General features: G+C 60.2%; 26 protein-coding genes. 5 read left to right on the top strand and 21 right to left on the bottom strand.

The annotated features are described in order from the left end of the window. Positions 1–7: 7 nt before the first annotated feature. From ftsX to V9L17_RS07715, 10 genes are all read right to left on the bottom strand, one after another. Positions 8–922, bottom strand: coding sequence for a permease-like cell division protein FtsX (gene ftsX / locus V9L17_RS07760; protein WP_337345804.1), 915 nt, complete (start codon positions 920–922; stop codon positions 8–10). Continuing rightward, positions 919–1713: a cell division ATP-binding protein FtsE gene (ftsE, locus tag V9L17_RS07755; protein WP_337351017.1), complete on the bottom strand. Its 795-nt coding sequence runs from the start codon at positions 1711–1713 to the stop codon at positions 919–921. The genes ftsX and ftsE overlap by 4 nt, the downstream gene beginning before the upstream one ends. 180 nt (positions 1714–1893) lie before the next feature. Continuing rightward, complete coding sequence (prfB, locus tag V9L17_RS07750) at positions 1894–3009, bottom strand: peptide chain release factor 2 (RefSeq protein ID WP_337345802.1); 1116 nt, start codon at positions 3007–3009, stop codon at positions 1894–1896. Positions 3010–3061: 52 nt separating this feature from the next. Beyond that, entirely contained in the window at positions 3062–3475 is a 414-nt protein-coding gene (locus tag V9L17_RS07745) for a pilus assembly protein TadG-related protein (RefSeq protein ID WP_337345939.1), read from the bottom strand. Between the two features lie 29 nt (positions 3476–3504). Further along, entirely contained in the window at positions 3505–4026 is a 522-nt protein-coding gene (locus tag V9L17_RS07740; RefSeq protein WP_337351016.1) for a hypothetical protein, read from the bottom strand. Further along, positions 4007–4459 carry a TadE family protein gene (locus tag V9L17_RS07735; RefSeq protein ID WP_443198019.1) on the bottom strand — a complete coding sequence of 151 codons (453 nt, stop codon included), beginning with the start codon at positions 4457–4459 and terminating at the stop codon, positions 4007–4009. The genes V9L17_RS07740 and V9L17_RS07735 overlap by 20 nt, the downstream gene beginning before the upstream one ends. Beyond that, complete coding sequence (locus tag V9L17_RS07730; RefSeq protein ID WP_337351014.1) at positions 4456–4722, bottom strand: hypothetical protein; 267 nt, start codon at positions 4720–4722, stop codon at positions 4456–4458. Before V9L17_RS07730 ends, V9L17_RS07735 begins: the two co-directional genes overlap by 4 nt. 72 nt (positions 4723–4794) lie before the next feature. Next, positions 4795–5739, bottom strand: coding sequence for a type II secretion system F family protein (locus V9L17_RS07725; protein ID WP_337345798.1), 945 nt, complete (start codon positions 5737–5739; stop codon positions 4795–4797). Then, entirely contained in the window at positions 5736–6590 is an 855-nt protein-coding gene (locus tag V9L17_RS07720) for a type II secretion system F family protein (protein ID WP_337351013.1), read from the bottom strand. The genes V9L17_RS07725 and V9L17_RS07720 overlap by 4 nt, the downstream gene beginning before the upstream one ends. Next, positions 6590–7579, bottom strand: a complete 990-nt coding sequence (locus V9L17_RS07715; protein ID WP_337351012.1) for a CpaF family protein — start codon at positions 7577–7579, stop codon at positions 6590–6592. The genes V9L17_RS07720 and V9L17_RS07715 overlap by 1 nt, the downstream gene beginning before the upstream one ends. 326 nt (positions 7580–7905) lie before the next feature. On the opposite strand from V9L17_RS07715, the gene V9L17_RS07710 reads away from it, so the two are divergent. Next, complete coding sequence (locus tag V9L17_RS07710) at positions 7906–8268, top strand: hypothetical protein (RefSeq protein WP_337351011.1); 363 nt, start codon at positions 7906–7908, stop codon at positions 8266–8268. Between the two features lie 193 nt (positions 8269–8461). Here the strand turns inward: V9L17_RS07710 and V9L17_RS07705 are convergent, their stop codons facing one another. Together V9L17_RS07705 and V9L17_RS07700 are read right to left on the bottom strand one after the other, a co-directional pair. Next, complete coding sequence (locus tag V9L17_RS07705) at positions 8462–8803, bottom strand: helix-turn-helix domain-containing protein (RefSeq protein WP_337351010.1); 342 nt, start codon at positions 8801–8803, stop codon at positions 8462–8464. A 1341-nt stretch (positions 8804–10144) separates the two neighbouring features. Continuing rightward, complete coding sequence (locus V9L17_RS07700; RefSeq protein ID WP_337351009.1) at positions 10145–13258, bottom strand: phage tail tape measure protein; 3114 nt, start codon at positions 13256–13258, stop codon at positions 10145–10147. Positions 13259–14326: 1068 nt separating this feature from the next. Between V9L17_RS07700 and V9L17_RS07695 the strand changes: the two genes are divergently transcribed. Together V9L17_RS07695 and V9L17_RS07690 are read left to right on the top strand one after the other, a co-directional pair. Further along, positions 14327–14578, top strand: coding sequence for a helix-turn-helix domain-containing protein (locus tag V9L17_RS07695; RefSeq protein WP_337351008.1), 252 nt, complete (start codon positions 14327–14329; stop codon positions 14576–14578). A gap of 26 nt (positions 14579–14604) precedes the next feature. Continuing rightward, positions 14605–14904: a hypothetical protein gene (locus V9L17_RS07690; protein ID WP_337351007.1), complete on the top strand. Its 300-nt coding sequence runs from the start codon at positions 14605–14607 to the stop codon at positions 14902–14904. A gap of 231 nt (positions 14905–15135) precedes the next feature. Here V9L17_RS07690 and V9L17_RS07685 read toward each other — a convergent pair whose 3' ends face one another. Continuing rightward, a complete protein-coding gene (locus V9L17_RS07685) occupies positions 15136–16680 on the bottom strand; it encodes an SGNH/GDSL hydrolase family protein (RefSeq protein ID WP_337351006.1) in 1545 nt (514 codons plus the stop codon). A gap of 112 nt (positions 16681–16792) precedes the next feature. Between V9L17_RS07685 and V9L17_RS07680 the strand changes: the two genes are divergently transcribed. Further along, positions 16793–17602, top strand: a complete 810-nt coding sequence (locus V9L17_RS07680; protein ID WP_337351005.1) for a toll/interleukin-1 receptor domain-containing protein — start codon at positions 16793–16795, stop codon at positions 17600–17602. Positions 17603–17698: 96 nt separating this feature from the next. Here the strand turns inward: V9L17_RS07680 and V9L17_RS07675 are convergent, their stop codons facing one another. From V9L17_RS07675 to V9L17_RS07665, 4 genes are read right to left on the bottom strand one after another with little or no spacing between them, the layout of a single operon-like run. Next, positions 17699–18265 (bottom strand): hypothetical protein, encoded by a 567-nt coding sequence (locus V9L17_RS07675; protein ID WP_337351004.1) that lies wholly within the window; start codon positions 18263–18265, stop codon positions 17699–17701. Between the two features lie 11 nt (positions 18266–18276). Beyond that, on the bottom strand, positions 18277–18699 hold the full coding sequence (locus tag V9L17_RS21280; protein WP_443198016.1) for a helix-turn-helix domain-containing protein: 423 nt from the start codon (positions 18697–18699) through the stop codon (positions 18277–18279). A gap of 13 nt (positions 18700–18712) precedes the next feature. Continuing rightward, a complete protein-coding gene (locus V9L17_RS07670; protein WP_337351003.1) occupies positions 18713–18934 on the bottom strand; it encodes a hypothetical protein in 222 nt (73 codons plus the stop codon). Further along, the gene (locus tag V9L17_RS07665) at positions 18935–19183 is read right to left on the bottom strand and encodes a hypothetical protein (protein ID WP_337351002.1); all 249 of its coding nucleotides are present in this window, start codon (positions 19181–19183) and stop codon (positions 18935–18937) included. A gap of 175 nt (positions 19184–19358) precedes the next feature. Here V9L17_RS07665 and V9L17_RS07660 point away from each other — a divergent pair, with 175 nt between their 5' ends. Next, positions 19359–19523 carry a hypothetical protein gene (locus tag V9L17_RS07660; protein ID WP_337351001.1) on the top strand — a complete coding sequence of 55 codons (165 nt, stop codon included), beginning with the start codon at positions 19359–19361 and terminating at the stop codon, positions 19521–19523. Positions 19524–19558: 35 nt separating this feature from the next. On the opposite strand, the gene V9L17_RS07655 is transcribed toward V9L17_RS07660, so the two are convergent. From V9L17_RS07655 to V9L17_RS07640, 4 genes are all read right to left on the bottom strand, one after another. Further along, positions 19559–19702, bottom strand: a complete 144-nt coding sequence (locus tag V9L17_RS07655; protein ID WP_337351000.1) for a hypothetical protein — start codon at positions 19700–19702, stop codon at positions 19559–19561. Further along, positions 19699–19872 (bottom strand): hypothetical protein, encoded by a 174-nt coding sequence (locus tag V9L17_RS07650; protein WP_337350999.1) that lies wholly within the window; start codon positions 19870–19872, stop codon positions 19699–19701. The genes V9L17_RS07655 and V9L17_RS07650 overlap by 4 nt, the downstream gene beginning before the upstream one ends. Continuing rightward, positions 19869–21212 carry an AAA family ATPase gene (locus tag V9L17_RS07645; protein ID WP_337350998.1) on the bottom strand — a complete coding sequence of 448 codons (1344 nt, stop codon included), beginning with the start codon at positions 21210–21212 and terminating at the stop codon, positions 19869–19871. Before V9L17_RS07645 ends, V9L17_RS07650 begins: the two co-directional genes overlap by 4 nt. A gap of 642 nt (positions 21213–21854) precedes the next feature. After that, positions 21855–23282, bottom strand: a complete 1428-nt coding sequence (locus tag V9L17_RS07640; protein WP_337350997.1) for a recombinase family protein — start codon at positions 23280–23282, stop codon at positions 21855–21857. Positions 23283–23315 lie beyond the last annotated feature (33 nt).

Below are 23315 nucleotides of genomic sequence, written 5' to 3'. Positions count from 1 at the left end.
GCACAGCCTAAACCCTCAAATATCTGCGCAAGGTCAAGAGAGACGAAATTCCTGCCAAGGATCCGCCAAGGATCAGCAAGGCGGGCGCAAGGATGAGTGTCTGCGCCGGCGAGATGAAGGCCGTGTCCGGGTACTGCTTGGACAGGTACTCCCCCAGGAAGAAGTGCGCCACGGCCCACAGCGTTCCGGACGCCAGCGCAGCGCCGATCACGGCAGCAATGACACCTTCGAGGATGAACGGCAGCTGGATGACTGTTTTGGAGGCGCCCACGAGGCGCATGATGCCCGTTTCGCGGCGTCGGCTGAACGCCGAGAGACGGATAGTGGTAGCGATCAGGAGGATGGCACAGACAATCATGACGCCCGCGACGCTGACAGCCACGAGGGAAGCGGCATTCATGGCGGAGAAGAGCCGTTCCAGCAACTGGCGCTGGTCAATAACAGTCTCGACGCCGGGCTGGGACGAAAAGGTCTCGCTGATGATCTGGTACTTTTCCGGATCCTTCATGTTGATCCGGAAGGAGGCCGGAAGCTGGTCAGGCGTGACAGAGTCAACAATTGGGGAATTGGAGAACTGGTCCTTGAAGTGCTTGTACGCCTCTTCCTTGGACTCAAACTGGAAATCGTTGATGTACTGAGCCACCGCCGGTGACTCCAGGAGGCTTTGCAGGTTGTCCTGCTGCTCTGGAGTGACCGGGCCGGCGGCGCACCCGGCGGCCGTCGAACCGTCACTGCAAAGGAAGATCGCTACCTGGACCTTGTCGTACCAGTAGCCCTTCATCTGGTTGATCTGCAGCTGGAGCATCCCGGCTGCGCCAACGAAGGTCAGGGAAACAAAGGTCACCAGGATGACGGAAACGACCATGGTCACGTTCCGCCGCAGGCCGCTGCCGATCTCGCCGAGGATAAAAGCGAGCCTCATCGCTGTCCCTCCCCTGAGCCATCGCGTTGTCCTTCAGGGCTGGCAGGCGGTGGCTCCTCCCGGCCGCTGGCGTCCTTAAGCCGCCGCGACTGGCCAACCACCGGGATCATGGAAGTGTAGAGGGCCTTCGCTTCATCGCGGATGACTACGCCGTTCTTCAACTCCACTACGCGCTTGCGCATCTCATTGACGATGTCGTCATCGTGCGTGGCCATTACTACTGTGGTGCCATTTTGGTTGATCTTGTCCAGCACCCCCATGATGCCCATTGACGTCGTGGGATCCAGGTTTCCCGTCGGCTCGTCCGCCAGGAGGATGCCCGGCCGGTTAACCACCGCACGGGCAATGGCCACGCGCTGCTGCTCGCCGCCGGAGAGTTCGTGCGGGAGCCGGTTTTCCTTACCTTCGAGCCCCACTGTCTTGAGTACCTCGGGCACCGTGTCCCGGATGACGCTGCGACTCTTGCCGATGACCTGCATTGCGAAGGCGACGTTGGCGAAGACGTTTTTCTGCGGCAGGAGGCGGAAGTCCTGGAAGACGACGCCGATGCCGCGGCGGAGACGGGGCACCCGCCAGCTTGAGATCTTGGCAACGTTCTGCCCCGCCACGTAGACGGCCCCGGACGAGGCGCGGTCCTCTTTCAACACCAGCCGCAGGAAGGTGGATTTTCCGGATCCGGAAGCGCCTACGAGGAAGGCGAACTCGCCACGGTCGATCTCAAGGTTGACAGAATCCAGCGCGGGCCGTGCCTGCTGGTCGTAGACCTTGGTGACATTTTCGAATCGGATCATGACCCTAAGTACCCTGCAGGCACGGCTGATCGTTACGCAGCCCAGATCTGCAGCCGGTGCGCGGGCTTCTGTTTGGGGGAAGTAGAGCTCCGGCTCCTCGACTATACGCAGCCCGGACGCCGTATTTAGGGGCTTCCGGGGGCGTGTCGCGCGATCAGTGCCGTGAGGACCGCCGGACAGTTACTTCTCGGCGTTGCGGTTGTCAGTACGCCACCGGATGCCGGCGTCGATGAAGTCATCGATCTCGCCGTCGAAAACCGCTGACGTGTTGCCGACTTCGTGGTCGGTCCGCAGGTCCTTGACCATCTGGTACGGATTCAGGACGTACGAGCGCATCTGGTCGCCCCAGGATGCCTTGACATCCCCGGCAAACGCCTTCTTTTCGGCGTCCTCCTGCTCCTTCTTCAGGAGCAGGAGCCTTGACTGGAGGACCCGCATCGCAGCCGCGCGGTTCTGTAGCTGGGACTTTTCATTCTGCATCGACACCACCGTGCCGGTGGGGATGTGGGTCAGGCGGACAGCAGAGTCCGTGGTGTTGACCGACTGTCCGCCGGGGCCCGAGGACCGGAATACGTCGACGCGGATCTCGTTGTCGGGAATGTCGATGGAGTCAGTTTGTTCGATGAGGGGGATCACTTCGACCGCGGCAAAGGAGGTCTGGCGCCGGCCTTGGTTGTCGAAGGGGCTGATCCGTACCAGGCGATGGGTGCCGGCCTCCACGCTCAGCGTTCCGAAGGCGTAAGGTGCTTTGACCTCAAAAGTGGCGGACTTCAGCCCGGCTTCCTCGGCGTATGAAGTGTCCATAACGGTGGTCGGGTAACCGTGCCGCTCCGCCCAGCGCAGGTACATCCGCATCAGCATCTCGGCGAAATCGGCTGCATCAACCCCGCCGGCTCCGGCACGGATGGACACTACCGCTTCACGTTCGTCGTATTCGCCGGAGAGCAGCGTGACGATTTCGAGCTCCTTCAGTGCCTTCCTGATGGACTCGAGTTCCGCGGCCGCTTCGCCCATGGAATCAGCGTCGTCCTCGTCCTGACCGAGCTCCACGAGGACTTCGAGGTCGTCAATCCGCGAGGCCAGGGTGTTGAGCCGCTCCAGTTCCGACTGGCGGTGGGAGAGCCGGGACGTGATTTTCTGGGCAGCAGCAGGGTCATCCCACAGGTTCGGCTCGCCGGCCCGCTCGCTGAGTTCAGCGATGTCTTCCTTCAGTGCCTCAACATCGCTGACTCGCTCGATGGAGGTGTAGGTGGCGCGAAGGGCGCGGATTTCTGCGGAAAAATCAATATTGGCCATGGTTGTTTAAGCCTACGCTATCCGGCCGGAGGCCCCGACTCCCCGCCGCCGATCACCGCGTAAGGCGGGAACGGGCCGTGGAGGAAGCTTCGATCCTGATTCCGTCGGGCATGAGGAAATTCACCACTGGCGGATGGACGGCAGAGGTGAGGACAACGACGGCGGTGGAGCCCTCGGGACTGCCTGTCGCCGGGGCGACGTCCAAGCGGTCGAAACGCGCCGCGGCTGGATTTCTGCCGATGAAGTCGCGGGCAACGTTCCTGACGCGTTCGGAACCGAGGACAGTGGAGGGACCGCCGTCGTCGGATCCCACATCACCCAGGGTGAAGCTGTCGGCCGCGGCCAGGGACGCTCCGTCGGCCAGGGACAGGAGACGCTTATGCTCCAGGTAGACACTGGAGATGCCGACGACGACAGTGGTCACCAAGAGTGCCAGCAGGACATATCCGATGATGAGGACAATCATCTGGCCGTCCTCCCCGGCATTCTTTGCCTTCACCGGAACCTGCCAACCAGTTGGGTCGAAGATGCTTCGACGTTGCTGGCGTTGAGCCTGAACTCGTCACTGAACGGCACAAACGGCAGAGGCACCATCAAACTGACGGTCACGGTCACCGCCGTTCCGGCCGCCTGGCAGGCAGACGGGTCACAACTCGTGGTTACTTGGGCGTTGTCGGCAGGATGACCGTAATCTGCGAGGGCAACCAGGGCCGCCTGCTCGGCCGCGCGCTGCGCCGAGGCAGCGTCAGGCTGGGCGACATACACTTTTGCGGCCTGGTCGGCCGCCCCAACGACGGCAAAGGATCCGCCCTGTATTTGGCCCATAGTAATGATGAAGTACACGAGCGGAACCATCAGAAGCAGCGCGAGGAACGTAAATTCCACCACTGCACTCCCCTGTTCCCGGATGGCCCTGGTGTCGTCCGGTGGCGGAGCGGTCGTGGCCGGGAGGCCACACGCGAACCTCAGCCTTCGGACTACGGCCGAATGGATGGCTTCAGGGCTGGACAGCGGCATGGCCCTTGACTTCCAACATGTCCCGGGGCCCGATCAATCCGATAACCGGCATGGGGGCCTTGATGGTCACTTCCAGCGTCCGGAGGCCTTGGAAGGTCACTTCGGAGGTGCTGATATCGCGGGCGAACTCCTCGTTAAGTGCCATTCCAACCAGCGCCCCGGCGCGCTCCTGGGCATCGGCGGCGCCCCTGTCTGCCAAGGTGCCGTAACGGGCGCCTGATGCCGCGGCGTCGATCAGGGTATTTCGGACGTGGAGGACCAAGGTGAGTTGGATGATGGCCAGGAAAAACATGCTGAGCAGGCCACCCACCAGGACGAAGTCCACCACGGCCGAACCGCGTTCGCCCGTTGACGCACCCCTGAAACGGCCTTGTACTGCAACGGGACTGCCACCGCGGAGACGGTCCCGCCCAAGGCGTCGGGGCATGGTCAGTTTCCGACCCTGTCCATGGCCTGGTTGAACATCGACTCCAAAGCCGGACCCGCCAAAGCCAGCAACGCTGCCACGAGGACCGCCGACATCAGTGTGATCATTACCCAGCCAGGGACGTCGCCACGCTCAGGGTGTTCGGAGGCTGCGCTGCTTCGCCCGGCGGGCAGCGCCCCGTACGGCTGCAGGCTTATCCGAGCTAAGCACCAGATGCCGGCCACGATGCCCAAAAGCTGCAATCCGCTGCGCAATCCCAAGTTTTTCATCTTTCGTCCTATTCAGTAGTCGCGTTCTCAAAGCCGGCAGCCCGGCTGGTTATGGTTGCCCAGCGAGGCCGCTTATAAGCCAAGGCTGATGGCTGCAATGCCGGGGTAAACAGCGAAGATCACGGTCAAGGGCAGGACACCGAAAACGAGCGGCACCATCATCCCAATCTCTTTTCTACCGGCCGACTCCATAAGGTTCCGTTTGGCCGTATCCCGGACATCCTGGGCTTGGGCCCGGAGTACGTCCGCCAACGGGGTCCCCCGTTCCACGGCCACGATAATGCCGTCAACGAACCGGATCAGCGGACCCAGGTCGGTTCGGGCGGAAAACCCTTGCATGGCCTCCACGAGTGGTCTGCCGGCCCGGGTTTCGGCCAGGATCCGGGAGAACTCCTTGGCCAGTTCCCCGTGCGCGCTGCGGCAGACGCGGTCCAGCGCGCCGGTGGCGCTTTCGCCGGCACCGACCGCGAGCGCCATCAACTCGGCCAGGCTGGGGAACTCAGCCATCATCCGGGCTTCCCGGTTCCTGATCTGGATCCCAAGCCAATAGTCGCGGAACAGAAACCCGCCGAACCCGCTCCCAACGACCGCGAGGACCGCCAGCAATGGACTGAAACGGCCCGCTAGGGCACCGAGGACCACCAACGACAGCGAGAGGCTGAAGGCTGCCGCAGCCCAGAGCAGTTGCTCAGCCCGGAAGTCGAGCGGAGGTTTGTTGATGCCTGCCTGGGCGAGCCGTCGTGCAAGGCCCTTGGATCCCAGGTTCAGCCCGCCCAGGGCCGCGAAGCCGTCGCGGATCAGGGGCCTCATAATGCGTTCCAGCGGGCCGAAGGGTGTGACGTTCTGGTCCCCCGCTGCGCGCAGCAGCCTTGACTCAAGGTTTTGTGACTTCAGCTGCGGTTCAATGCGTTCGGCCAGTGTAGTGGCGCGCATCATCGGCAATCGGACGAAGACCAGCCACAGTCCCACTCCGAGGACGATTCCGCAGATGGTGGCCGCGGCCTGAGAGCCCGTCATCTGAGAACCCTTTCGTCCGGTGGGAGGGCGCCAATCCTCAGCATCAGCGAATAGCAGACAAGGGACACAACAAGGCCGCCGAGCAAAACAGCGACACCCACCGGCGTGTTGTACGCCTGGACCGCCTCTGGCCTCGTGGCCAGAAGCAGCATAACGATCCAGGGAGCAGCAACCGCCAGCCTGGCTGCGTTGATGGTCCACGACTGGCGGGCCTCAAGCTCACTTCGTGTGCGGGCGTTTTCCCGCAGGAACTCCGCAAGCGTGCTGAGCAGTTTCCCCAGGTCCGCGCCTCCGACTTCGCGCGTCAGCCTCAGTGCTTCCACGATCCGGTCAGCCACGGGATCGGCCAGCCGGTCCTTGAGTTTGTTCAGCGAGGCATCAAACTGGCCTCCGGCGCGGTAGTCCGAGCCGAAGTCCCTGAAGACGTACCGCAGTTCCTCGGGACCCTTCTCCCCGAGCTGGATGAGGGCCTCCGGCAGTGACAGTCCCGCCCGGATAGCGGATCTGAGGTGGTCCACGACGTCCGGCCACAACTGACGGAGCAGCGCCGTTCTCTTCCTGGCACGCCAGCGGATCACGCTGACCGGAAGCCAGGCACCGAAGAGGCCGAAGCACGCCGCCATCGGCCACGAGCGGCTGACGGCGAAGAATACGAGCGCCACAAAAAGGCCCAGTCCAAGGCAACTGGCCATCAAACCGGCCGCCGAGACTCTCTCAATACCGGCGGACGCCAGAAGGTCTTCCAGCCGGTTTGATCTGGCCGGCCGGGCGGCCGGTTGCGGATTCTCCCAACACGACCACCAAATAAGAAAGAACCCAGCGCCGGCAACTACCCCCATGAGCGGTGCCATCAGTGCGGTTCCAGCAGCGCCGCGACGTCGTAGCCGGCGCGCGCAAATTTCTCAGCTGCCGGCATGGAGTTGGCCCGTGGCTGGAGCATCCCATCGTCCATACCGAAAACCATCGACGACTCGATAACGCCGTTTTCGACTCTTCTCCCCAGCGACAGTACTTCGGTGACCTGGCGGCGCCCGTTGGCCTGGCGGCTGCAATGCACTACCAGGTCAATGCATGATGCGACCGTGGGTACAACAAACGCCGACGAGATGTTCTCACCGGCAAGCAGCGGGAGGGTACAGATCTTGGTCACTGCGTCATGGGCCGAGTTCGCATGGACAGTGCACATCCCGGGAAGTCCGGAATTCAAGGCAATCAACATGTCCAGGCTCTCAGCCTCCCGGACCTCCCCCACCACCAGGCGGTCCGGACGCATCCGCAGCGCTTCTTTCACCAGCCGGCGCAGCGGTATCTCGCCCTGGCCTTCCAGGTTGGGCTGACGGCACTGCAGGCCCACGACATCACGTAGCGGAAATTGAAGTTCAAAGATCTCCTCTACGGTGACCACCCGCTCCCTGCTACCGATGCTCGCGGCCAGGCAGTTCAGCATGGTGGTTTTTCCGGCCTGGGTAGCGCCGGACACAAGGATGTTCAGCCCACTTGCGACGGCCGCCCCCAGGAACCGTGCCGACTGCGGCGTCAGCGTGCCGAGCTCAACCAGGTGCTCGAGCCTGCTCGCCTTCACGACAAACTTCCGGATATTCACTGCCCAGTGCCGGCGCGTTACATCCGGTATGACTACGTGCAGCCTTGATCCATCCGGAAGGGCGGCATCCACGAATGGCGACGACATGTCCAGGCGGCGGCCAGAGCTCTTCAGCATCCGTTCCACCAGGTCGCGGACCTGTTGGTCTGAAAGGCTCAGGGATGTCAGCTCGGATTCACCATTCCGTGCCACATAGATTTCGTTCGGGGAAAAGATTCGATATACGTTTCTTCCCATGAGTAGCACGATCAAGCACAAGTCAGTAGCTTTTGAACGAGGAACCTACGGTGCCCAAGGCGAGCAGAAGGGCTACGCCGCTAGCTGCGAGACTTGCGGAGCTGTCACGTTCGGCGGGTTCCGAACAAAGACGGACGCGAAAGCCGCATTGCTGCACCACGAGGTAACCGAAAACAGTTAACCGCTCTGCCATAATCACAGCAACGGGCTTCGATTGGTCTCTACCTGTTGCAGGGTCTCACAACTGAAAACTTTCCAGGGGGAAAATCATGGGGGAATCATTTGCCCCGAGCCGGCCTATCATTCGTCGCCGTATGCCCGATGGCATGGCAGCAGCAACAGACGGCGTGAACATCTACGTCGATGACAGGCTGAACGCTATTCAGTTGAAGTGCGCCGTTCTCCACGAAGAAATCCACATCGAACAAGGCCACAGCACACACCAAACGGAAGCTATCGAAATGATGGTTCGCTACGAGGTGGCGCGGAGGCTGCTCCCAGACATGCTCCAAGGGTGCAGCGGTGGCTCCATCAAGGAAGCGGCTGTGAGCTTGGGCGTGACACGTCAGGTACTCATGGATCGTGCGGCAACGTTGACTGATGAGCAGGCGCGTGAGGCTGGTTGCTCAAACTGCCGCCTGTGCCCGTCTATGCAGTTCCGATTCGCTCCTACTGCCCTGGTTTCGTAGGTGCAGGCATCTCTGCTCTACCGTTCCCCTGTTGACCACGTTAAGCTTTGCGCCATGACCGCGGAAGAAAAGTTCGAAGCATTCATTAATCAGTACGAGTCCGATGCGCGCGCGAATGGCTACGCGCACTTCAACATCGAACATTTGGAAGATCTAGAGGAAAGCCGTGCTGAAGCTAAACAACCAACACGTGCTAGGGGATGGGGCGGCTGTACCTCTGCTCCACTAGCCCGTTCCTGATGTTGTAGGCGTGAGCACGACGGCGTGCCTGGTCGCTTCCAATATGAGTAGGCCGCGCCTTCAGGGCCACATCTACACGGTGCATAGTCCGGATCGCGTCCAAGTCAGCGAGGGTAAAGCGCACTTGGACACCGAATTTCGAGTGCGGCCAGCGTTCCTTCCGCAGGAGCGTGCGAACGGTGCTCGGGGCCACACAGAGCATTTCTGCCACGTCGTCAACTGTGAAGTATAGATACTCCACGGGCAGCCTGGCGTTCCGGCTCTGGGTGTCTTCGTTAGTGTGTTCTGCTTCCATGGCCACGAGTTTAATCTGTTAGTGACACCGGCAGTTGCACCAGGGTGCCGGCATGTACTCGTAATCGGGTTCTAGTTCCTCGTATGGTGAGCGCTCGACCGGGGCCAGCAGGTCATCGAGCATCTTGCCTACCGCTTCAACATCTATCTTCACCACATGGCTGAGGCTAGCTTGGGGCTACGACAAGATTTGCCCTACGCCCGGTAGCCTTCTGGAACAAAAGAATCGCGAAGGCGAGGAGCATAGTGGATCATCAAGCTTCTAGGTCACCGATGCTGCCAGTGGCCCTAGAGGGCTTCCGGCAGGCCAGGGCAAGGCATACGGATCCCTCCGCGATTTCTGATCCAACACTTTTGTTCCTCTCCGCAACCGAGGCTGTCTTCTGGGCGGCGATCTTGGACGATCAGCTGAGGAACCAAGGTCGGTACGTTAATTTTCTTAGAACGGACCCGATCGGCCACATACTGCCCGGAGTGCGTTACATCCGCAATCTCAAAACACACAGTCTCACCATGACGCTGAGAAGAATTCCAGGAAAGGTCTTCCCAATCGTTTTCCCCTTAACCGGGTACGAGGTGCTCTGGCTCCCTTTTGAGTCGCTACCGCCACCGCAGAAGACCAACAGCAGGACTCCGGACCAAGCGGCGTCCTATCGCCAGCACATGGCTGAGAAGCCTACCAGGCAGACTCTGTCCGACCTTGACGAGGGTTTCTCTCGTCTGGAGAGCCTATCCAACTCGCCCCTGCGCGGCATCCTTCCGAGTTGGGACCTGGAAACTGTCCAAGAGGATCCGCATTAGGGCGTCTTGGTGACTTCCCTGACCGGCACGCCAAGGTCCCTGCATGTTTGAGCCAGCGAATCCTTGATGGAGTAAGACTTTGTCTTGGACAGTTTCGATATTTCAGGACTCTCGGTGACGCCGTTGCGTATGCTCTCGGTTTTGGCTAGGACAGCTTTCTCGCCGACGCCCCAAAGGATCAGACCCATAGCCTCCGTTGTGTCAACGGATTTGTCTCGAGCACGGTCCAGACGATGGCAGGCTTCTTGTCCTTCTGGGTCAGTTTCCTTCAAAGACTGAGAGCAGCCTGTCAGTAGGAATATTGCAATTACCAGAAGTGTCAAAAGCTTGCGCATTATTCCCCCAGATGGATAGCCGTTCACTGACAGTACGCATTTCCGAAGAGGTACGGAACCCCTGTCAGTAGATGCTGACAGGGGTTCCGTTGTGTTTTGAATGTACCGGCCCGGCTACGTGACCGCAGCGTCGCTCTTCGGGTTAACGAAAAGCCCCAAAAGGCCCGTCAGTCCAGCCCCGTCGCCAAGGTGAAAAGGGTGCCGGGTCAGCGGGTGCGGCCAGGACGCATGTACGGTGAATTGGCGTCGAACCTAGTGACGGCTGCGGCAGCGCGGTGGTCAACCTTTGCCAACAGGTATTCGCCCGTAAAGGGGTTCTCTACATAGATGTCTGGTATAGCACTCGGTGAACCGGCTGACGACGCAGCCGGGGAATATCCGAGTTCACGCGCCGAGTACTCACGGGATGGCTGCCCGCCATTCGCGTAACCAGGCATCTTCGGGAAGGTGCCCGCGTTGATCGCTGCAAGTTCGCGGTTGTACCTATCTGAAGACCGCCCGTTGATGATCCACTCGCCAGCGTCCACCCTCGCCAGTGGAACGCCCGCAGATGAGATCCCAAGGAACCCGTCAGTGGTGTCCGTTCCTGGGCCCGTCGTTGGAAGCTTCCCGCCCGCTGCGTAACCAACCTCAGCCAGACTCGGAATCCTGCCACCTGTCGCCCGGGTCAGATCCAGACCCGGGATCCGCCCGCCGGTAGCGCGGCCAGGATCAAGCGCCGTCAACGACACATCATCCCCGAGCCCGGCATTACCTCCGCGGACCTGCGTTTCGAGGATCTTGATATTGTGCTCAACCGTGGTGATCTTGACTTGCTTGCCATCCAAATTGTCGGCCTTGGTTTTGAGCGCGTCGAGCTTGGCTGTGGCGTTGTCGTTCACCCACGTGTCAATCGGGACTTCCTTGGGGATACCCAGGGCTTTGCGCGCCATGGTGTCCGCTTCGTCGCCCGTGATACCCAACTGGCCGGCAGCCCTAACAAGGTCGTCATAACTCGTCCGCAACGATGCCTGAAGTTGAGCCTGTGCCGCAGCCGAACCCTGGGTAGCCAGGGTCTCAGCAGCCGTAGCCTCAGCCGCAGTCATAGCGGAACTGGCGATACCGTTGAACGCAGCCTGGTTTGCCCGTCCCTGTTCAGTGTTGATATCCAGGGTCGTGCCATTCTTGATAACCGACTCAGTCATTGCGTCAATAGCAGCCTGATACGCGATAGACGCATCAGAAGCCGAAAGATGAATCAGCCCAGCTGCGAACAACGAAGCGGCGAACTTATCGATATCTGTCACGGAACCGTCCGCCGCGAGGCCTACATCCTCCAGCGCCTTCTGGACTTCCTCACTTGCCTCTGCTGCCGCTTTCAGAGCCTCCGCGGCCACGTCCGTAGCTTTGCCGCCTTCGAGCATCGACTTGGACAGGTCGTCCTGAGTAACGTTCGTTTCCCCGGCAGCGTTCTTAGCTTCGAGTAGCTTGTCCCGGTACTGGGGGAACATGTCCACCAGCTTCTCCAGCGGAACGCCCTGCTCCTCCGCCGCGTTTTTGATGGCTTGGAATCCCTTGGCAGCTTCCTCGCCCTTGCCTTCCGCCACAAGGCCGGAGAGGGCCCCGTCCACGCCTGCCAGGTTGTCCCGAAGCGTGTTCAGCTTTGACCCTGACGTAGATACGTCACCCAGCCAAATACTGAACTCGTCAAACATCGACTTCTCGCTCATGCGCTTGATGGCGTCCCCGACGCCGTCAATGCTGGTGCCGAGCCCGCCATCCTTGAACAGCGCGTCGAGCTTCTCAGTGTTCTCGCCTACTGACAGGAGTCCTTGCGCGAACTGTGCTGAGGAGACCTCTGCTTTGCCGAATATTTTGTTGCCAATTGAGGCCGCAGCGGTGAGTGCGAGTATCCCGGCGGTTGCGATGCCTGCGTTCTTGGCGACCTTACCCAGTCCGCGTGAGCTGCCGTCCGCCCTCGTGTTTAGGGTCGTGAACGCCTGCACCGAATCCAGGATCTTAGGCGTCAAGGTCAGGAACGCACCAGCGCCCAAGGCGGCAACGCCGGCGACACTACCGAGGACAGTCAGAACACCCTTCACGGGCTCTGGGAGGGCCCCGAATGTTTGCGCGAGCCCTGCGGCGCCTTCAGCAATCCCGGCGATTACAGGAAGCAGTACAGCGCCCGCTTCAATCGCAGCGTCCTTGATGTTGTTCCAAGCGACCTTGACCTTGGACTCGGTCGTCTCGTAACGCTTAGCCGCTTCCTCGGCCAGTGCCGAGTTCGACTGCCACGCGGAGTCTCCAAGCTTCAACGAGTCTGTGAGGATGTCGCCGGCACCAGCGAGGCGCAGGATAACGCCCGTCTCCTCAGTGCCCTTAATGCCAAGGTCTGACATCGTGTCGATGACGTTGCCGCCCTCGTCCTTGATCCGCCCGAAGCCCTTGACCATCATGTCAACAGCACGGACAGGGTCAGTTTCGAAAGCTGTAGCGAACTCCTTAGCCGAAACCCCAGCGACCTCCGCCAGCCGGTCAAGCCCTTCGCCGCCAGCTTTCACATCGCCATACATGCGCTGCATCACACGGGAGATAACACCGCCGCCGAGCTGCGCCTCAATACCAAGAGAAGCCATCGCGTTAGACAGTGCCAGCACGTCAGACTCAGAAGCCCCAACAAGCTTCGCGGCACCCGCGATCCGCTTAGCCATCTCCAGGATCTCAGCCTCAGTCGAAGCACCAGCATTACCCAGAGCAACCAGTGTCGCGCCGAAACGCTCAACACCCTTAGACCCCTCACGCTCCATCGTGCCCATGACGTTAGAAATCTGGGCGATAGACGTAGCAGCCTCGTCAGCGGAAAGGTTCGTCGTTTCGCCAAGGTCCACCATCGTCTTCGTGAACCCGACAACATCCTCACGCTTCACACCAAGCTGACCCGCAGCCTCAGCAACAGCCGCGATCTCCTCATGCGTAGACGGCAGAGTCTTCGCCAAGTTACGCAGAGAACCCTCAAGCTCATCCATCTGCGCCGGCGTACCATCAACAGTCTTCGTAACGCCAGCCCACGCGGACTCCCAGTCCATCGCAGCCTTACCAGCCAGCGCCAGCCCACCAACCGCGGCAGTACCAAAGCCGAGGAGCGCTGCGCCCGAAAGCTCCCACGCTTCACGGTTCTTGTGCGCCGAACGAACCAGGTTAGCCAAGTAGCCGTCCGCCGCGTTCGAGGAATCCTCGGACGCCTGCTGCGTCTTCTTAGTGGCCTGCGCCGCCTCCTCCATTGCACGCTTGAAATTCTGGATCTCGGCGCTGAAAATCACCTTCACACGGCGGTCTGCCATGTCTACCTACTCTCTTTTGGGTACAAAAAAGCCCGCACTGTGGCGGGCTAAACGGGAACTGCTAATTGGTTATGAGTTCGAAGGGGACTAAATAATGTGTTTGACTTCATCCCAAGGCTGGTCGGGCACCATACCGTCCCAGTCGGGAAGGTCATCTTCCCCACCTGGCAGGTTCGCCAGGGCCCACGACCGGCGAGCCTCATCCCAGGCCCTCCACTGCTGGAACTCAGAGCGGCCCGGCCAATCAGCCGAAACGAAGGCGCCCAGCGGTTCCGGGACAATCGACTGGGTAGATAGGCGCTGCCGACGCCTCACCGGATACTCGAAACTGCCCGCACTCCCACGCGCTGCTGCCTTGTTCGGCTGGGGGCCTCATCCTCTTCCATGGGGATCCGCATAGAAGCAACGAGCTTGGCGAGCGTTACGCGCTGCTGCCGCGCCTCCACAAGTGCCGGGTGAGCCCTCACGCCCTGCGGGGATGTGTTGGTCACTCCTTCGTCCCTGACGATCTTTTCCAACGCGTCTAGGGCGTCAACTGTGCGGGAAGCCTCCAAGAGGATGCTTAATTCGTGCTCTCCAAGCTCAAATTCGTCTGTTACAGAGCGCCATAATTTACGCCCGCCGGCCTTCAAACCCGCGGGAAGTCGGTGATTCATTGCCTTTGTCCTTTCATTAGGTCGATTCATCCAGATCCTCAGAGAGAGATCACGCCTATACCCTGCGGGGTTTCTCAGAGGGGCCTAGGGGGTCCCCGGGGTGGGGGCCTTGAGGTCAGGGTTTGCGTTACCCTCGCGGGTGTTGTGAGCGGGTCAATCCGGTGCGGTGTCTTAGCATTCAGTCATGACCATCAGAGTGGATTCGAGCGGCGCTAAGTATTCGGACGTGTACTGCTTACGTTGTGATCAAGAGGGTCCTCATTGGGAGGCCGGTGAGTCTACAGATGGGCGCCCGTACTTCCAGTGTCATCGGTGCATGAGCCCCGTCAGCGATGCCAACGAGGGGCCGTTGCCTTCTTCGTGGTTGCCCACTCCTGGCCGTTAGCCCCTGTCGCTTAGCTATGGTTGTCGGGTGACTGATGATGCTGCGCCGAAGCGCCCTAGGTTCTTGACTGTTGAGCAGGTGGCTGAGGAGTTGGCTGTTGGTTTGCCGTTGGTGCGTTCCTTGTTGAAGTCGGGTGAGTTGCGCGGGATCCAGGTTGGTGCCCGTGGTCTTTGGCGTGTGGCTGCCAAGGATCTTGAGGACTACATCGCCCAGGCGTACAGGGTTACTGCTGAACGGATAACGGCTGGCGAAGTATTGGACGAGCCTTCCGAGGCTTGACCCAAATACGCGGATAGAGTGACCCAGTGAAACTCGAATCCCCTGAAATCAATAAGACTCCTCGCTCGCTTGCTTGGAGACATACCCTGGTTCTCTCCTTAGTCGGCCTTGTGGTCTTCGCCTCAGCATTGATGCCTAATGAAACTTGGTCCCCGGCATGGGGCAACTTCTTTGGTGCAGCGTTTGTAGCCATCGGCGGTCTACTTGCAACTCTCAACTCTCTTCGCGTCAGCGAGAAAGAAACTGCCGCTTGGTCTTGGTCCTTTATTGTGGTGGGCGGCTTTGCTATTGCTGGCGCATCGCTTCAGATGGCACTGGCGAGTTAGCCCACGCAAGTTGTGCCCGTAGCCGTGGTTATGTAGCTACGGGCCCAGCGTCGCGCCCTGCAAGCCTCAGTGAAGGGTGCTGATTTGGAAAGTAAGCAGGCTGTCTATATCGTTGGTGAGTCACTTCACATGTCCCCCAATTCATGTGAAAGAGGCTTAGAGAGACCCCGCAATGCCTGACTCGTGCTGCGGGGTCTCTCACTTTCCGCTTAAGGACAGTTCCGCTCGAAACTAGACCTTCTGGCAGCGGACTTCCGCGAACTCTGCATAGCCGGTGGAGCTGCTGTCGGTCTGCTCGAAGCTGAGCCGCAGCGTGACAGTGTCGGCGGGCATGGTAACGCGGTGGGCGGCGAGTCCCCACCCGTTGACCATGCGGTCTCGTGCGACGTAGACCTGCCCGATAGCAACGCTGGATGCGTTGCGGAACCGGGCGATGAGGATACCCTCGGTTGTCCCTGTCGAGCGGATCAGGCAGGAGATGTCGTAGGTTTCGCCCGCCGTCACTGTGATTGGGAAGTAGTCATTCGGCGCTGCTGCGCTTCCGTCCAGGGGCATGGAACGGTAGATGCGGCCACGGATGCCCGCCTCAGTCACGGTTACCGGCCCGATCTTGTGCGCGGTGGTGGAACCGGAAACCAGCCCGGTGGGGTACTGCGAGGTGTCCACGCCTGACATGTCCGTGCCGGCGGCAATGCTGCCATCGTCTACGAACGATGTGGTCACTGAACTGTTCAAGTAGGTGATGAACTTCCAGGCCGTGTCCGATGGTCCCTTGCGGTACACGTTGTAGCCGCGTGAGCCGGACACCGTGCCGTTGGTGACGGTGATCTTGCCCGTTGCAGACAGGACCACGCTTCGCTCTGCCGAGGGCAGAGATTCGCCCCAGAAGGTCCGGGATGTGTACTTGTAGGAGTAGGTGCCTGCGGGCAGGGTGCCGCTGGCAGTGTCGGCAGTGCCAGCGGTGAGGCTCGGCGGTGCCTGCACCGCGGTAAGTGTGGTGAAAAAGCCGTTAGCGAGTGCATCGGCACCGTTGGTTACGGCGCGGCGGACTACGGGTGGGCCTACCTTTGGCTCTACCGACTGCCAGCCCAGTTTGCCGATGACGGCGTAGGAGTCCAGCAGTGTGGGGTGGAGCAAGTCGCTGGACCAGCCCGCGGGCCAGCCGCCCGTGGCAGGGTCAGCGAGGGTATCCCACGGGATCACCTGAACGTTGTTCGCCGCCGCCCACGCATACAGTTCGTTGTTCCATGTGCGGGCCGTGGGTGCGTGAGCGGAGCTATCGTCAGAAGAGGGCCAAATAGCGCCGACGATGAGGTCAGCACCGATGGCCTTGACCTTTTCGTAGTAGGCCAGCAGGTCGGCCTTCCAGAGTGCCATGGAGCGGCCCTGGCGTATGTCGTTCGTGCCCGCCGTCAGCAGCACCACATCCGGGTCCTGTGGTGCAACGAAGGCATCGAATCGGGCGAGGAGCTGGTCGATGCGGTAGCCGGCGACGGCGGCGTTGTAGACGTAGTTGATGCGCCCCATGGAGAGCCGCGCCAGTTCGGATGTCCATGTGCGGGAACGGTCTTGGTTGCCGTACAGGGCACTGATGCCGTTGATGGTGATCGAGTCACCGTCGAACACCCATCGTGGACCGTAGACGGCGCGGCGGGCGATGGCAGCGGGTGCGTAAGTGGCGTCAAGTGCCGCCGGCTGAAGGTTGGCGGGGAGGTTTGTGAGGACGTGCTCGCCTACGGTTGCTTCCGTGACGAGTCGCTTACTAGTTGGCTGCATTGGGGTTGTTCCTTGTCTGGTTTTTGGGTATGAAAAAACCCGCCATAAGCGGGCTGCATAGGGTGTATGGCAGGGTGCGCTGCACCCCTTTAGTTCTGCCTATAATTTCCGGATGGCATCCGAACCTGAACCGTCCCGTATCTTCCTCAGCCACGCGACCGAAGATAAGCCTCGGGTCCTGCAGGTCTATGCGCAGATTTTGTTGAAGTACCCGGAAATATCCTCATGGATAGACATGTTCGAGATCCTCGCCGGCGACAGCCTCATCGACAAGATCGCAGAGGGCATGGACCGGGCCGACAGGTTCTTTATCTTCCTGTCGCCCATCTCAATCACCAAACCGTGGGTGCAGGCAGAACTGAAACGCGCACTCAACCACGAAATAAATGGCATCAAGCCTCGCTTTGTCGTGCCCGTGAAGTTCGGCGGGCTGGACCACGTACCGCCATTCCTCGAAGACAAGAAATACATTGACCTCGACAAGCTGACGTTGGACGAGTGGCTGACTGAGGTAAAGGCTTCAATTGATGGAACTGTCACCAATAAGAACGTTGCTGCGGCTCCAAACCTTCTAATTTCTGCTGTAGTTAATCCCCAACCTGGCATGAGCCACGAGGGCCAAGTCGCTTTTGCGGTTCGGTCTTGGGCTGAGGAAATTTCCTTCGCCGTAGACATAACTACTCCTGTGGCACATTTGGGCGCGTCCTGGGAAGGACCAGGGGCTTTCCGTGGGGCACACACCTTCTCTGAGATGCTCTCGCCGACCCGCGTTGGTTACGCAATGCCGGGGCGACGCCTGAGCCCAGGGCAGCTGTTTCGCCTCACCTTGCGGTTCCCAGAGGGAACCAGTTTCACCGAAAATATTCGTACCCCGAGCCTGTGGGACGGTAACGGGCACACCACGAGCGGCATGCGCTTTTAGTAGAGGGACCCAGCCACCCGTAAGGCCCCGAAAGCTGAGGATCGATACTCAGCCAAGGGGCCTTCAGGTTTAACCGCGGTTGCGGCTGTGCGGGTTCTATCCCCAGCCGAGTTCCGCGGGCCTCTGAAGGTGCAGGATGAGCCCTTTCTCCATAGTCTCCCGGCTTGAGAAGATCCCCGACGGTGTCTGGAGGGAGAGCAATTCTTTCAGCTTCTCCCCATACTGGGGGTGCTTTCCGCCGTAGCTGTCGGCTACGTCAGTCCATGAGAGTTCGATAGCGCGCTGCATGATGGCTTTGACCATCACCGCGTCACCGGAGAGTTCGGCCTGGTCAAGGAGCTTGAGCGCCTTCTTCTGGTCGAATTGTCCGAGGGAACCGACGCGGTCCTGTGCGTCGCGGAAGCTTATTGCCGTCTGCGCGTCAGTTGCTGCGCTGCCGAACAGGTCACGCCGCAGGACATGGGTTCGCAAGATCTTGGCGGTATTGAAGGATTCCTTGATTGCGTTGAGTGAGCCGGCGGCGCGGTTGTACTCGGCGGCGATCTGCTCCTTCTTCCCCTCTGAAGTGAGGTTTTTGTCAGATCGGATGCGCTCGAGGGCCTTGGCATAGTTTGTGTGGATCTGGTCGGCTTGGCGGCCTTCGGGGGTTTCGCTGAAACTCATGGTTCTTGTCCTTATGCTGCTTGGGCCGCTTTTGCTGCGGCGAAGTGTTGGATGTCTTCACGGGCGATTCGGTAGCGCCCGTTTACTTGTGTGGCGGGCAGGCGTTTTTCGCTTATTGCGAGGCGTACTGCCCTGTCTGTGATGTAGAGGATGTCAGCGGCTTGTGTCGTGCTAACCCATTCATTTAAGTCTGCGGTTGCTTCCGGTTTTGCCGCTACAGGGCTTCCGGTTGCGGAAGCCCGCCATGTGAGAGCAGCTAGGCGGAGGGCCACAAGGACGGCATCCACTTCCGCGTCGGCGCCGCGGTTCTCTACGCGGACCTCATTTAGTCGGGCGTGCCGTTCAAGCCACGCACAGACTCTCGCGGGGACCACAACGACCGGGGCACCCACTCCGTGAACGTAGGCCTCTGGCGGGCGTCTGGGGGCTGTCATAGCCGCCCGCCGGTCACCGCTTGCCGCCTGTCCGGTGCTCGTCCAGCGAGTCGATGATGGCGTTGCACAGGGCGATGGCGTGGTCTTCACTGAGGACATAGCGGGGGTGGTAGCCGGTGAGGATCGCTACCCCTGGCTCTTTCCCGTTGGGGCCTTCGAGAATCGCCGCCCGTGCGCGGAGGCTTTCTCCTTCGCGGAGGTTGCGGGCGTAGTAGGTGTCGTTGCTGACGAACATTTAGCTGTGTCCTTCGGTCTGGTACTCGGCTTCAATGCTGGAAAGGATGATGAGGGCGCGCTCGTTGGTGCCGCCAGCGATGTTGAGCAGTGCCCCGATGATGCGGATCAGTGAGCGGGTAATGTCGAGCTGGTGCTGTAACGGATCCGCCGCGCCCATCGCCGCCTCCATGAGCAAAGAGTCCGTGATAGTGCCCGGGGCCTCTAGGATCTGCCGCACAAGGGCTAGCGCGGTTAATTCCGGGCTCACAACGCGGGCTCCTTGTCGGACACCTGCATCTCGGCGCCATTCTTAGTGGCCTCGGATAGGCGCTTGTAAAAGGCTGCTCGTTCGGCCTGATGAAGGGCCCGCTGCTGCCACAGAGCGCATTGTGCCTCCCAGCTCCAAGAATCCGTGACAGCAGTGGAATAGGGATCGTAAGCCAATGTCAGTTCCTTCTTTCGCGGTCGATTTTGCGTGCTACTTCGTTGCCCACGGGGTCTCGGTGAAGTCCGCGGTCCCTGTGTCGTTCGGGCTGGTTCTTGGTGGCCATGAGTTGGTGATGGAGTCTGAGGCTCAGATCCCGATAGTGGCGGAGCTGGTTCTGTAGGTACTCGATACGGTCAGCGTCGGTGAACTGTTCACTCATTCGGTGGGCTCGTATATCGCGAGGCGCTGTTCGGCTTCCTGGGCGCGTTGCTGCCATCTGCGGCGCTCCATCTGCTCATGAAGGGCTTTGGCCTTCAGAGCGTCACAGAGCGTCTCGAGGTCGGCTTTGGTGAGCTTCATGCGGCCTCCCTTATGTCGTACAGGGCGAGCCTTGCGTTACTCGCGGCTAGTGAAGCTTTGAGAGTCGCGATCTCGGTCTCAGCCCGGAGAAGCTTCTTCTCAAGTTTGGAGATGATGCCCTGGCGTATCGCCGCTCGGTGCTGCCATTTTTCGGCTTCCGTGTACGTCATGCTGCGCACTCCTGGTGGTGTCCGTTCTCATCGTCATTCAGCAGGTCTCCACAGATGCCGCATATCTCAGAGTTCCTATAGGGGGTAACGTCTGTGTAGGACGTAAGAACTCTAGGAAGACTAGGAATACTCAGAGATTCAGCTTCAGAGTTCCTAGTGTTCTCAGAGTTCCTAGTCTCCTGAGATAGGCCTAGAGGGTAGGAAGTCTGGCTGAGCGTGTATATCCACGGCTGTCCGGGTCCTGTGGGGGCTGAAGATCCCAGCGCCTTCATGGCCTTTTCCGCGGCTGTCTTCCCGTAGCCTTCCTGGCGGAGGTGTTCCTTCACGTCCGCAGCGGGTGCCGTGCCGTCCGTCTCAGCCATGAACGCCTTCACAGTCGCCTCAGCTTCTTCGGCCTTGGATGGCGTGCGTTCGGCCTCCGTCTCAGCTCGTTTCCATTCGTGGATGAGCTGAGCGATTGGCATGGCAGCAGATGCCGGCGCTGCGAGTAGTGCCGTCGTTCCCGGGTCGTCGTCAGTCTGGCTTCGCACCTGCTCTACCCGTACTTGGAACTTCACTGCGTCTACAATTCCCGTGGTGTTGGCTTTATCAGGGCCCACCCACAAGAACTGCCCAGAGTCGTCCTGCCCAGGCTGACGGGCGGCGAATAGCACCATGCGGGCCTTTTGCCGTAGCGCTGCTGTCCCACCCATAAGGTCGCGGGTGTTGGTGGTGTCCATCCGGTTTGTGTGCGTTACTAGCAGAACTGCGAGGTCGTGCCGCGTAGCCAGGTCCTTCCAAGGGTGCAGCGCAAGCCTTGCCTGCTGGGTGTCCCTGATATTCAGGTTTCCGGCTACGGTATCGAGCCAAGCGTCTACAACCAGGAATGCGGGCTTTTCGTCCATTTGTTCAAGAAGGCCGTGGAGGAGGAGCATGTCGCCGTTGTTCCCGCCTGAGAAGACCGGGCTACCTGTCCCGTCATCCTCTGCGCAGAAGAAGTGGATCCGGCTTATGTCGGCGCCGGCTGTCCTAAGCCTCGCTTCAACTTCGCTTGCGGAGTCTTCGGTGACGATGACAACTACATCTGCGGGTTTGCGGGCTGCCCAGTTGAACATGGGGAATGATCTGCCTGTTGTCACCAGCATGGCCATGAGTACCCACAGGAGGCTTTTGCCGATGCCTTCCGCGCCTACCAGGACCGTTATTTCCCGGCGCGGCAACCAGCCGCGTCCAAGCCATTTAGTGTGAGGTGGAAGTTTGAGTTCAGTTGCCCGGCGAAGCTTCAGCCCTGAGCCCTTTAGTGTTTGGGCTTCATGCAATGCGATTTGGCGGGCTTCCCATTCCTCGGGAGTCGTGTTCACGCAGCGACCTCGTTACCGTAGGTGCCGTGAGTCCCTGGGGTTTCGGTAGCTTCTACATGGCGTTTGATCTCCCATGACTGGTAGTCGGCGACCGATACCACGGGCGTTGCATTGCCGAGCAGGGAACCGATAGTTCGACGCTGCTGCGGCGTTGGTGCCGGCCAGTCCTTGAGGAGGGCTTCGATGTATGCGGCCCGCTTGGCGGTTTGACTAGCCTGCGCCGGGGCGTGTATCTTGGTGGTATCTTCGGAACCGTATGAGCGCGGATCCGGGGTAGCGTGAACCAACAAATGACTCCTTAATAGTCATGCAGCACCATGAGCGGTGCATTTTTACTTTGGTTGGCCGAACGCGATGAACCCGCAACTCCTGCGAAGAGTGGCGGGTTCTTTTTGTATCCCCTCCGGCCTCAATTCCAGTTTGGCAGACAAACCACTGAATTAACAGACCTCGAGGGTTGACCGGCTGTGGATTGCCTGTGTATGGTTAAGGGTTCTTTGTGCACAGGCTGTGGATTATGAAATGTCCCCGCTCGCGTCATCCCTATGTTCTCGCGGATTTTGGTCCATTTAACGTCTCCCCAGTCTGTGGATATCCGCGAATCGTGGTCCACGAAAATTTCCTTCGTCCACAGGCATGGCCCTACATGATTTCTTCTTTGGGCTCTATTCGTACTTGGTCCTCTGAGAACCTGACACCTGGGCCGCTGGGCAGGATCGTAATCTTCATGAGGCTACGGATGATCGTCCGCTTCCGCTCTATCGACGTTGCTGCCCATGCCGCGGGTGCTCCGGGGCCGGTCAGGCCTTCCAGGATTCGCGTGGGCTGCAACCGTTGAATGTCCCGCTCCGCAGTAGTGAGCTGGGCCTGTAATTGCTCGTTGATGCGGACCATCTGCCGCGCAGTGACCTCTCCCCTTGCGAAGCTGTCAGCAACCGTATCCATTCGGGCCAGCACGGCATCTCGGGCATCCAACGCCGAACCCAACGCCGTAGGCGACTCCCCCGCGGTGGATCGTAGATCGAACTTAGTCAGGTAGCCCACCATGAAGTCATTAACCACACTATCTACAGGCCCCATCTGCCTCGTGAGCTTCATGCACTCTGGGCAGGCATAGCCGGGGCCCCGCTGCTTACCGTCTGGCCGTGGCTTATGGATATTCGGGCGCAGGGCAGCACCACAACCAGGACGGCCACAGAGAGCAATCCCCGACAGCAGATACTTTGGCTCGAGCCCGCGGCTGTGGCGGCGTCCCGGCGTGCTGAGGATGGCTAAGGCCTGGTCGTAGGTGTCTTGGCTGACGATAGGTTCCCAGTCGCCTTTACTTACTATCTGCTTTTCATGGGTCCGGTGGCCCGCGTAGCGAGGCCTGCGGAGCATGTTGCCCACGACGTTCCCAGCGAACGCGTTACCCCTGCCTGTCTTGAACCCAGCGTCGTTGAGGTACTTCGCGATGCTCCGCAGGGTCTCCCCCGCAATAACCATTCGGTACAGTTCGCGGATCGCGTCAGCCTGTGCGGGGTCGATGACTTCCCGGTAGCCGGCGTCCCTCCCCTGATCGTCGATGATCCTTTCGCGCCGGTATCCGAACGGGGTTACACCATGGGCTTTGCCTTCGGTCGCGTTCTGCTGAAATTTCCGCTTGAGACGCCGCGACATCTGCTCTACCTCGTGGCGGGCTACGCTGCCTTTGATACGGGCTGTAAGGCGCCCCTGGGGCGTTGCTAGGTCCACTTCCCCACCGACTGACGCTAGGGCAACGTGGTGGCGGTCTGCGAGGTCGATAAATCGCTCAAGCTCGGCAGGTGTCCTGGTAAGCCTGTCCACGTCATAGACAACCAGGGCGTCAACGGCGCCACTTTCGATAGCGGCAAGCAGCCGTTCATATTCGGGCCGGCGCTTGGCTTTCGTCGCGCTTACGTCGTTGTCAGTGAAGACCTCGGATAGCGGCCACCCACGGCGCTTGGCTTCTTTAGTGCAGTCTTCAATCTGCCTGCCCACGCCCAGGGCTGTTCCGTCGTCGGAAGATATACGGGCGTAGATGCCGCAGGCCTGCACAGTTGAACTCATGAATTAAAGCTACGTGGTAAGCAACCTAAATGG

This window comes from Pseudarthrobacter sp. CCNWLW207 (assembly GCF_037203945.1).
In the GTDB taxonomy this organism is placed as follows: Bacteria; Actinomycetota; Actinomycetes; order Actinomycetales; family Micrococcaceae; genus Arthrobacter.
The sequence above is the reverse complement of the archived record's forward strand: the minus strand, read 5'-3'. Positions and strand labels throughout refer to the sequence as shown.

What these genes read in the sequence shown, in the direction of transcription:
- V9L17_RS07705 (WP_337351010.1), bottom strand. Translation starts at nt 8,803, where the DNA reads ATGGAAGCAGAACACACTAACGAAGACACCCAGAGCCGGAACGCCAGG.
- V9L17_RS07710 (WP_337351011.1), top strand. Translation starts at nt 7,906, where the DNA reads ATGGCAGCAGCAACAGACGGCGTGAACATCTACGTCGATGACAGGCTG.
- V9L17_RS21280 (WP_443198016.1), bottom strand. Translation starts at nt 18,699, where the DNA reads ATGACAGCCCCCAGACGCCCGCCAGAGGCCTACGTTCACGGAGTGGGT.
- V9L17_RS07745 (WP_337345939.1), bottom strand. Translation starts at nt 3,475, where the DNA reads ATGATTGTCCTCATCATCGGATATGTCCTGCTGGCACTCTTGGTGACC.
- V9L17_RS07640 (WP_337350997.1), bottom strand. Translation starts at nt 23,282, where the DNA reads ATGAGTTCAACTGTGCAGGCCTGCGGCATCTACGCCCGTATATCTTCC.
- V9L17_RS07685 (WP_337351006.1), bottom strand. Translation starts at nt 16,680, where the DNA reads ATGCAGCCAACTAGTAAGCGACTCGTCACGGAAGCAACCGTAGGCGAG.
- prfB (WP_337345802.1), bottom strand. Translation starts at nt 3,009, where the DNA reads ATGGCCAATATTGATTTTTCCGCAGAAATCCGCGCCCTTCGCGCCACC.
- V9L17_RS07680 (WP_337351005.1), top strand. Translation starts at nt 16,793, where the DNA reads ATGGCATCCGAACCTGAACCGTCCCGTATCTTCCTCAGCCACGCGACC.
- V9L17_RS07675 (WP_337351004.1), bottom strand. Translation starts at nt 18,265, where the DNA reads ATGAGTTTCAGCGAAACCCCCGAAGGCCGCCAAGCCGACCAGATCCAC.
- V9L17_RS07700 (WP_337351009.1), bottom strand. Translation starts at nt 13,258, where the DNA reads ATGGCAGACCGCCGTGTGAAGGTGATTTTCAGCGCCGAGATCCAGAAT.
- V9L17_RS07715 (WP_337351012.1), bottom strand. Translation starts at nt 7,579, where the DNA reads ATGGGAAGAAACGTATATCGAATCTTTTCCCCGAACGAAATCTATGTG.
- V9L17_RS07730 (WP_337351014.1), bottom strand. Translation starts at nt 4,722, where the DNA reads ATGAAAAACTTGGGATTGCGCAGCGGATTGCAGCTTTTGGGCATCGTG.
- ftsX (WP_337345804.1), bottom strand. Translation starts at nt 922, where the DNA reads ATGAGGCTCGCTTTTATCCTCGGCGAGATCGGCAGCGGCCTGCGGCGG.
- V9L17_RS07655 (WP_337351000.1), bottom strand. Translation starts at nt 19,702, where the DNA reads ATGAAGCTCACCAAAGCCGACCTCGAGACGCTCTGTGACGCTCTGAAG.
- ftsE (WP_337351017.1), bottom strand. Translation starts at nt 1,713, where the DNA reads ATGATCCGATTCGAAAATGTCACCAAGGTCTACGACCAGCAGGCACGG.
- V9L17_RS07670 (WP_337351003.1), bottom strand. Translation starts at nt 18,934, where the DNA reads ATGTTCGTCAGCAACGACACCTACTACGCCCGCAACCTCCGCGAAGGA.
- V9L17_RS07725 (WP_337345798.1), bottom strand. Translation starts at nt 5,739, where the DNA reads ATGACGGGCTCTCAGGCCGCGGCCACCATCTGCGGAATCGTCCTCGGA.
- V9L17_RS07740 (WP_337351016.1), bottom strand. Translation starts at nt 4,026, where the DNA reads ATGCCGCTGTCCAGCCCTGAAGCCATCCATTCGGCCGTAGTCCGAAGG.
- V9L17_RS07660 (WP_337351001.1), top strand. Translation starts at nt 19,359, where the DNA reads ATGTCAGTTCCTTCTTTCGCGGTCGATTTTGCGTGCTACTTCGTTGCC.
- V9L17_RS07720 (WP_337351013.1), bottom strand. Translation starts at nt 6,590, where the DNA reads ATGGCACCGCTCATGGGGGTAGTTGCCGGCGCTGGGTTCTTTCTTATT.
- V9L17_RS07650 (WP_337350999.1), bottom strand. Translation starts at nt 19,872, where the DNA reads ATGACGTACACGGAAGCCGAAAAATGGCAGCACCGAGCGGCGATACGC.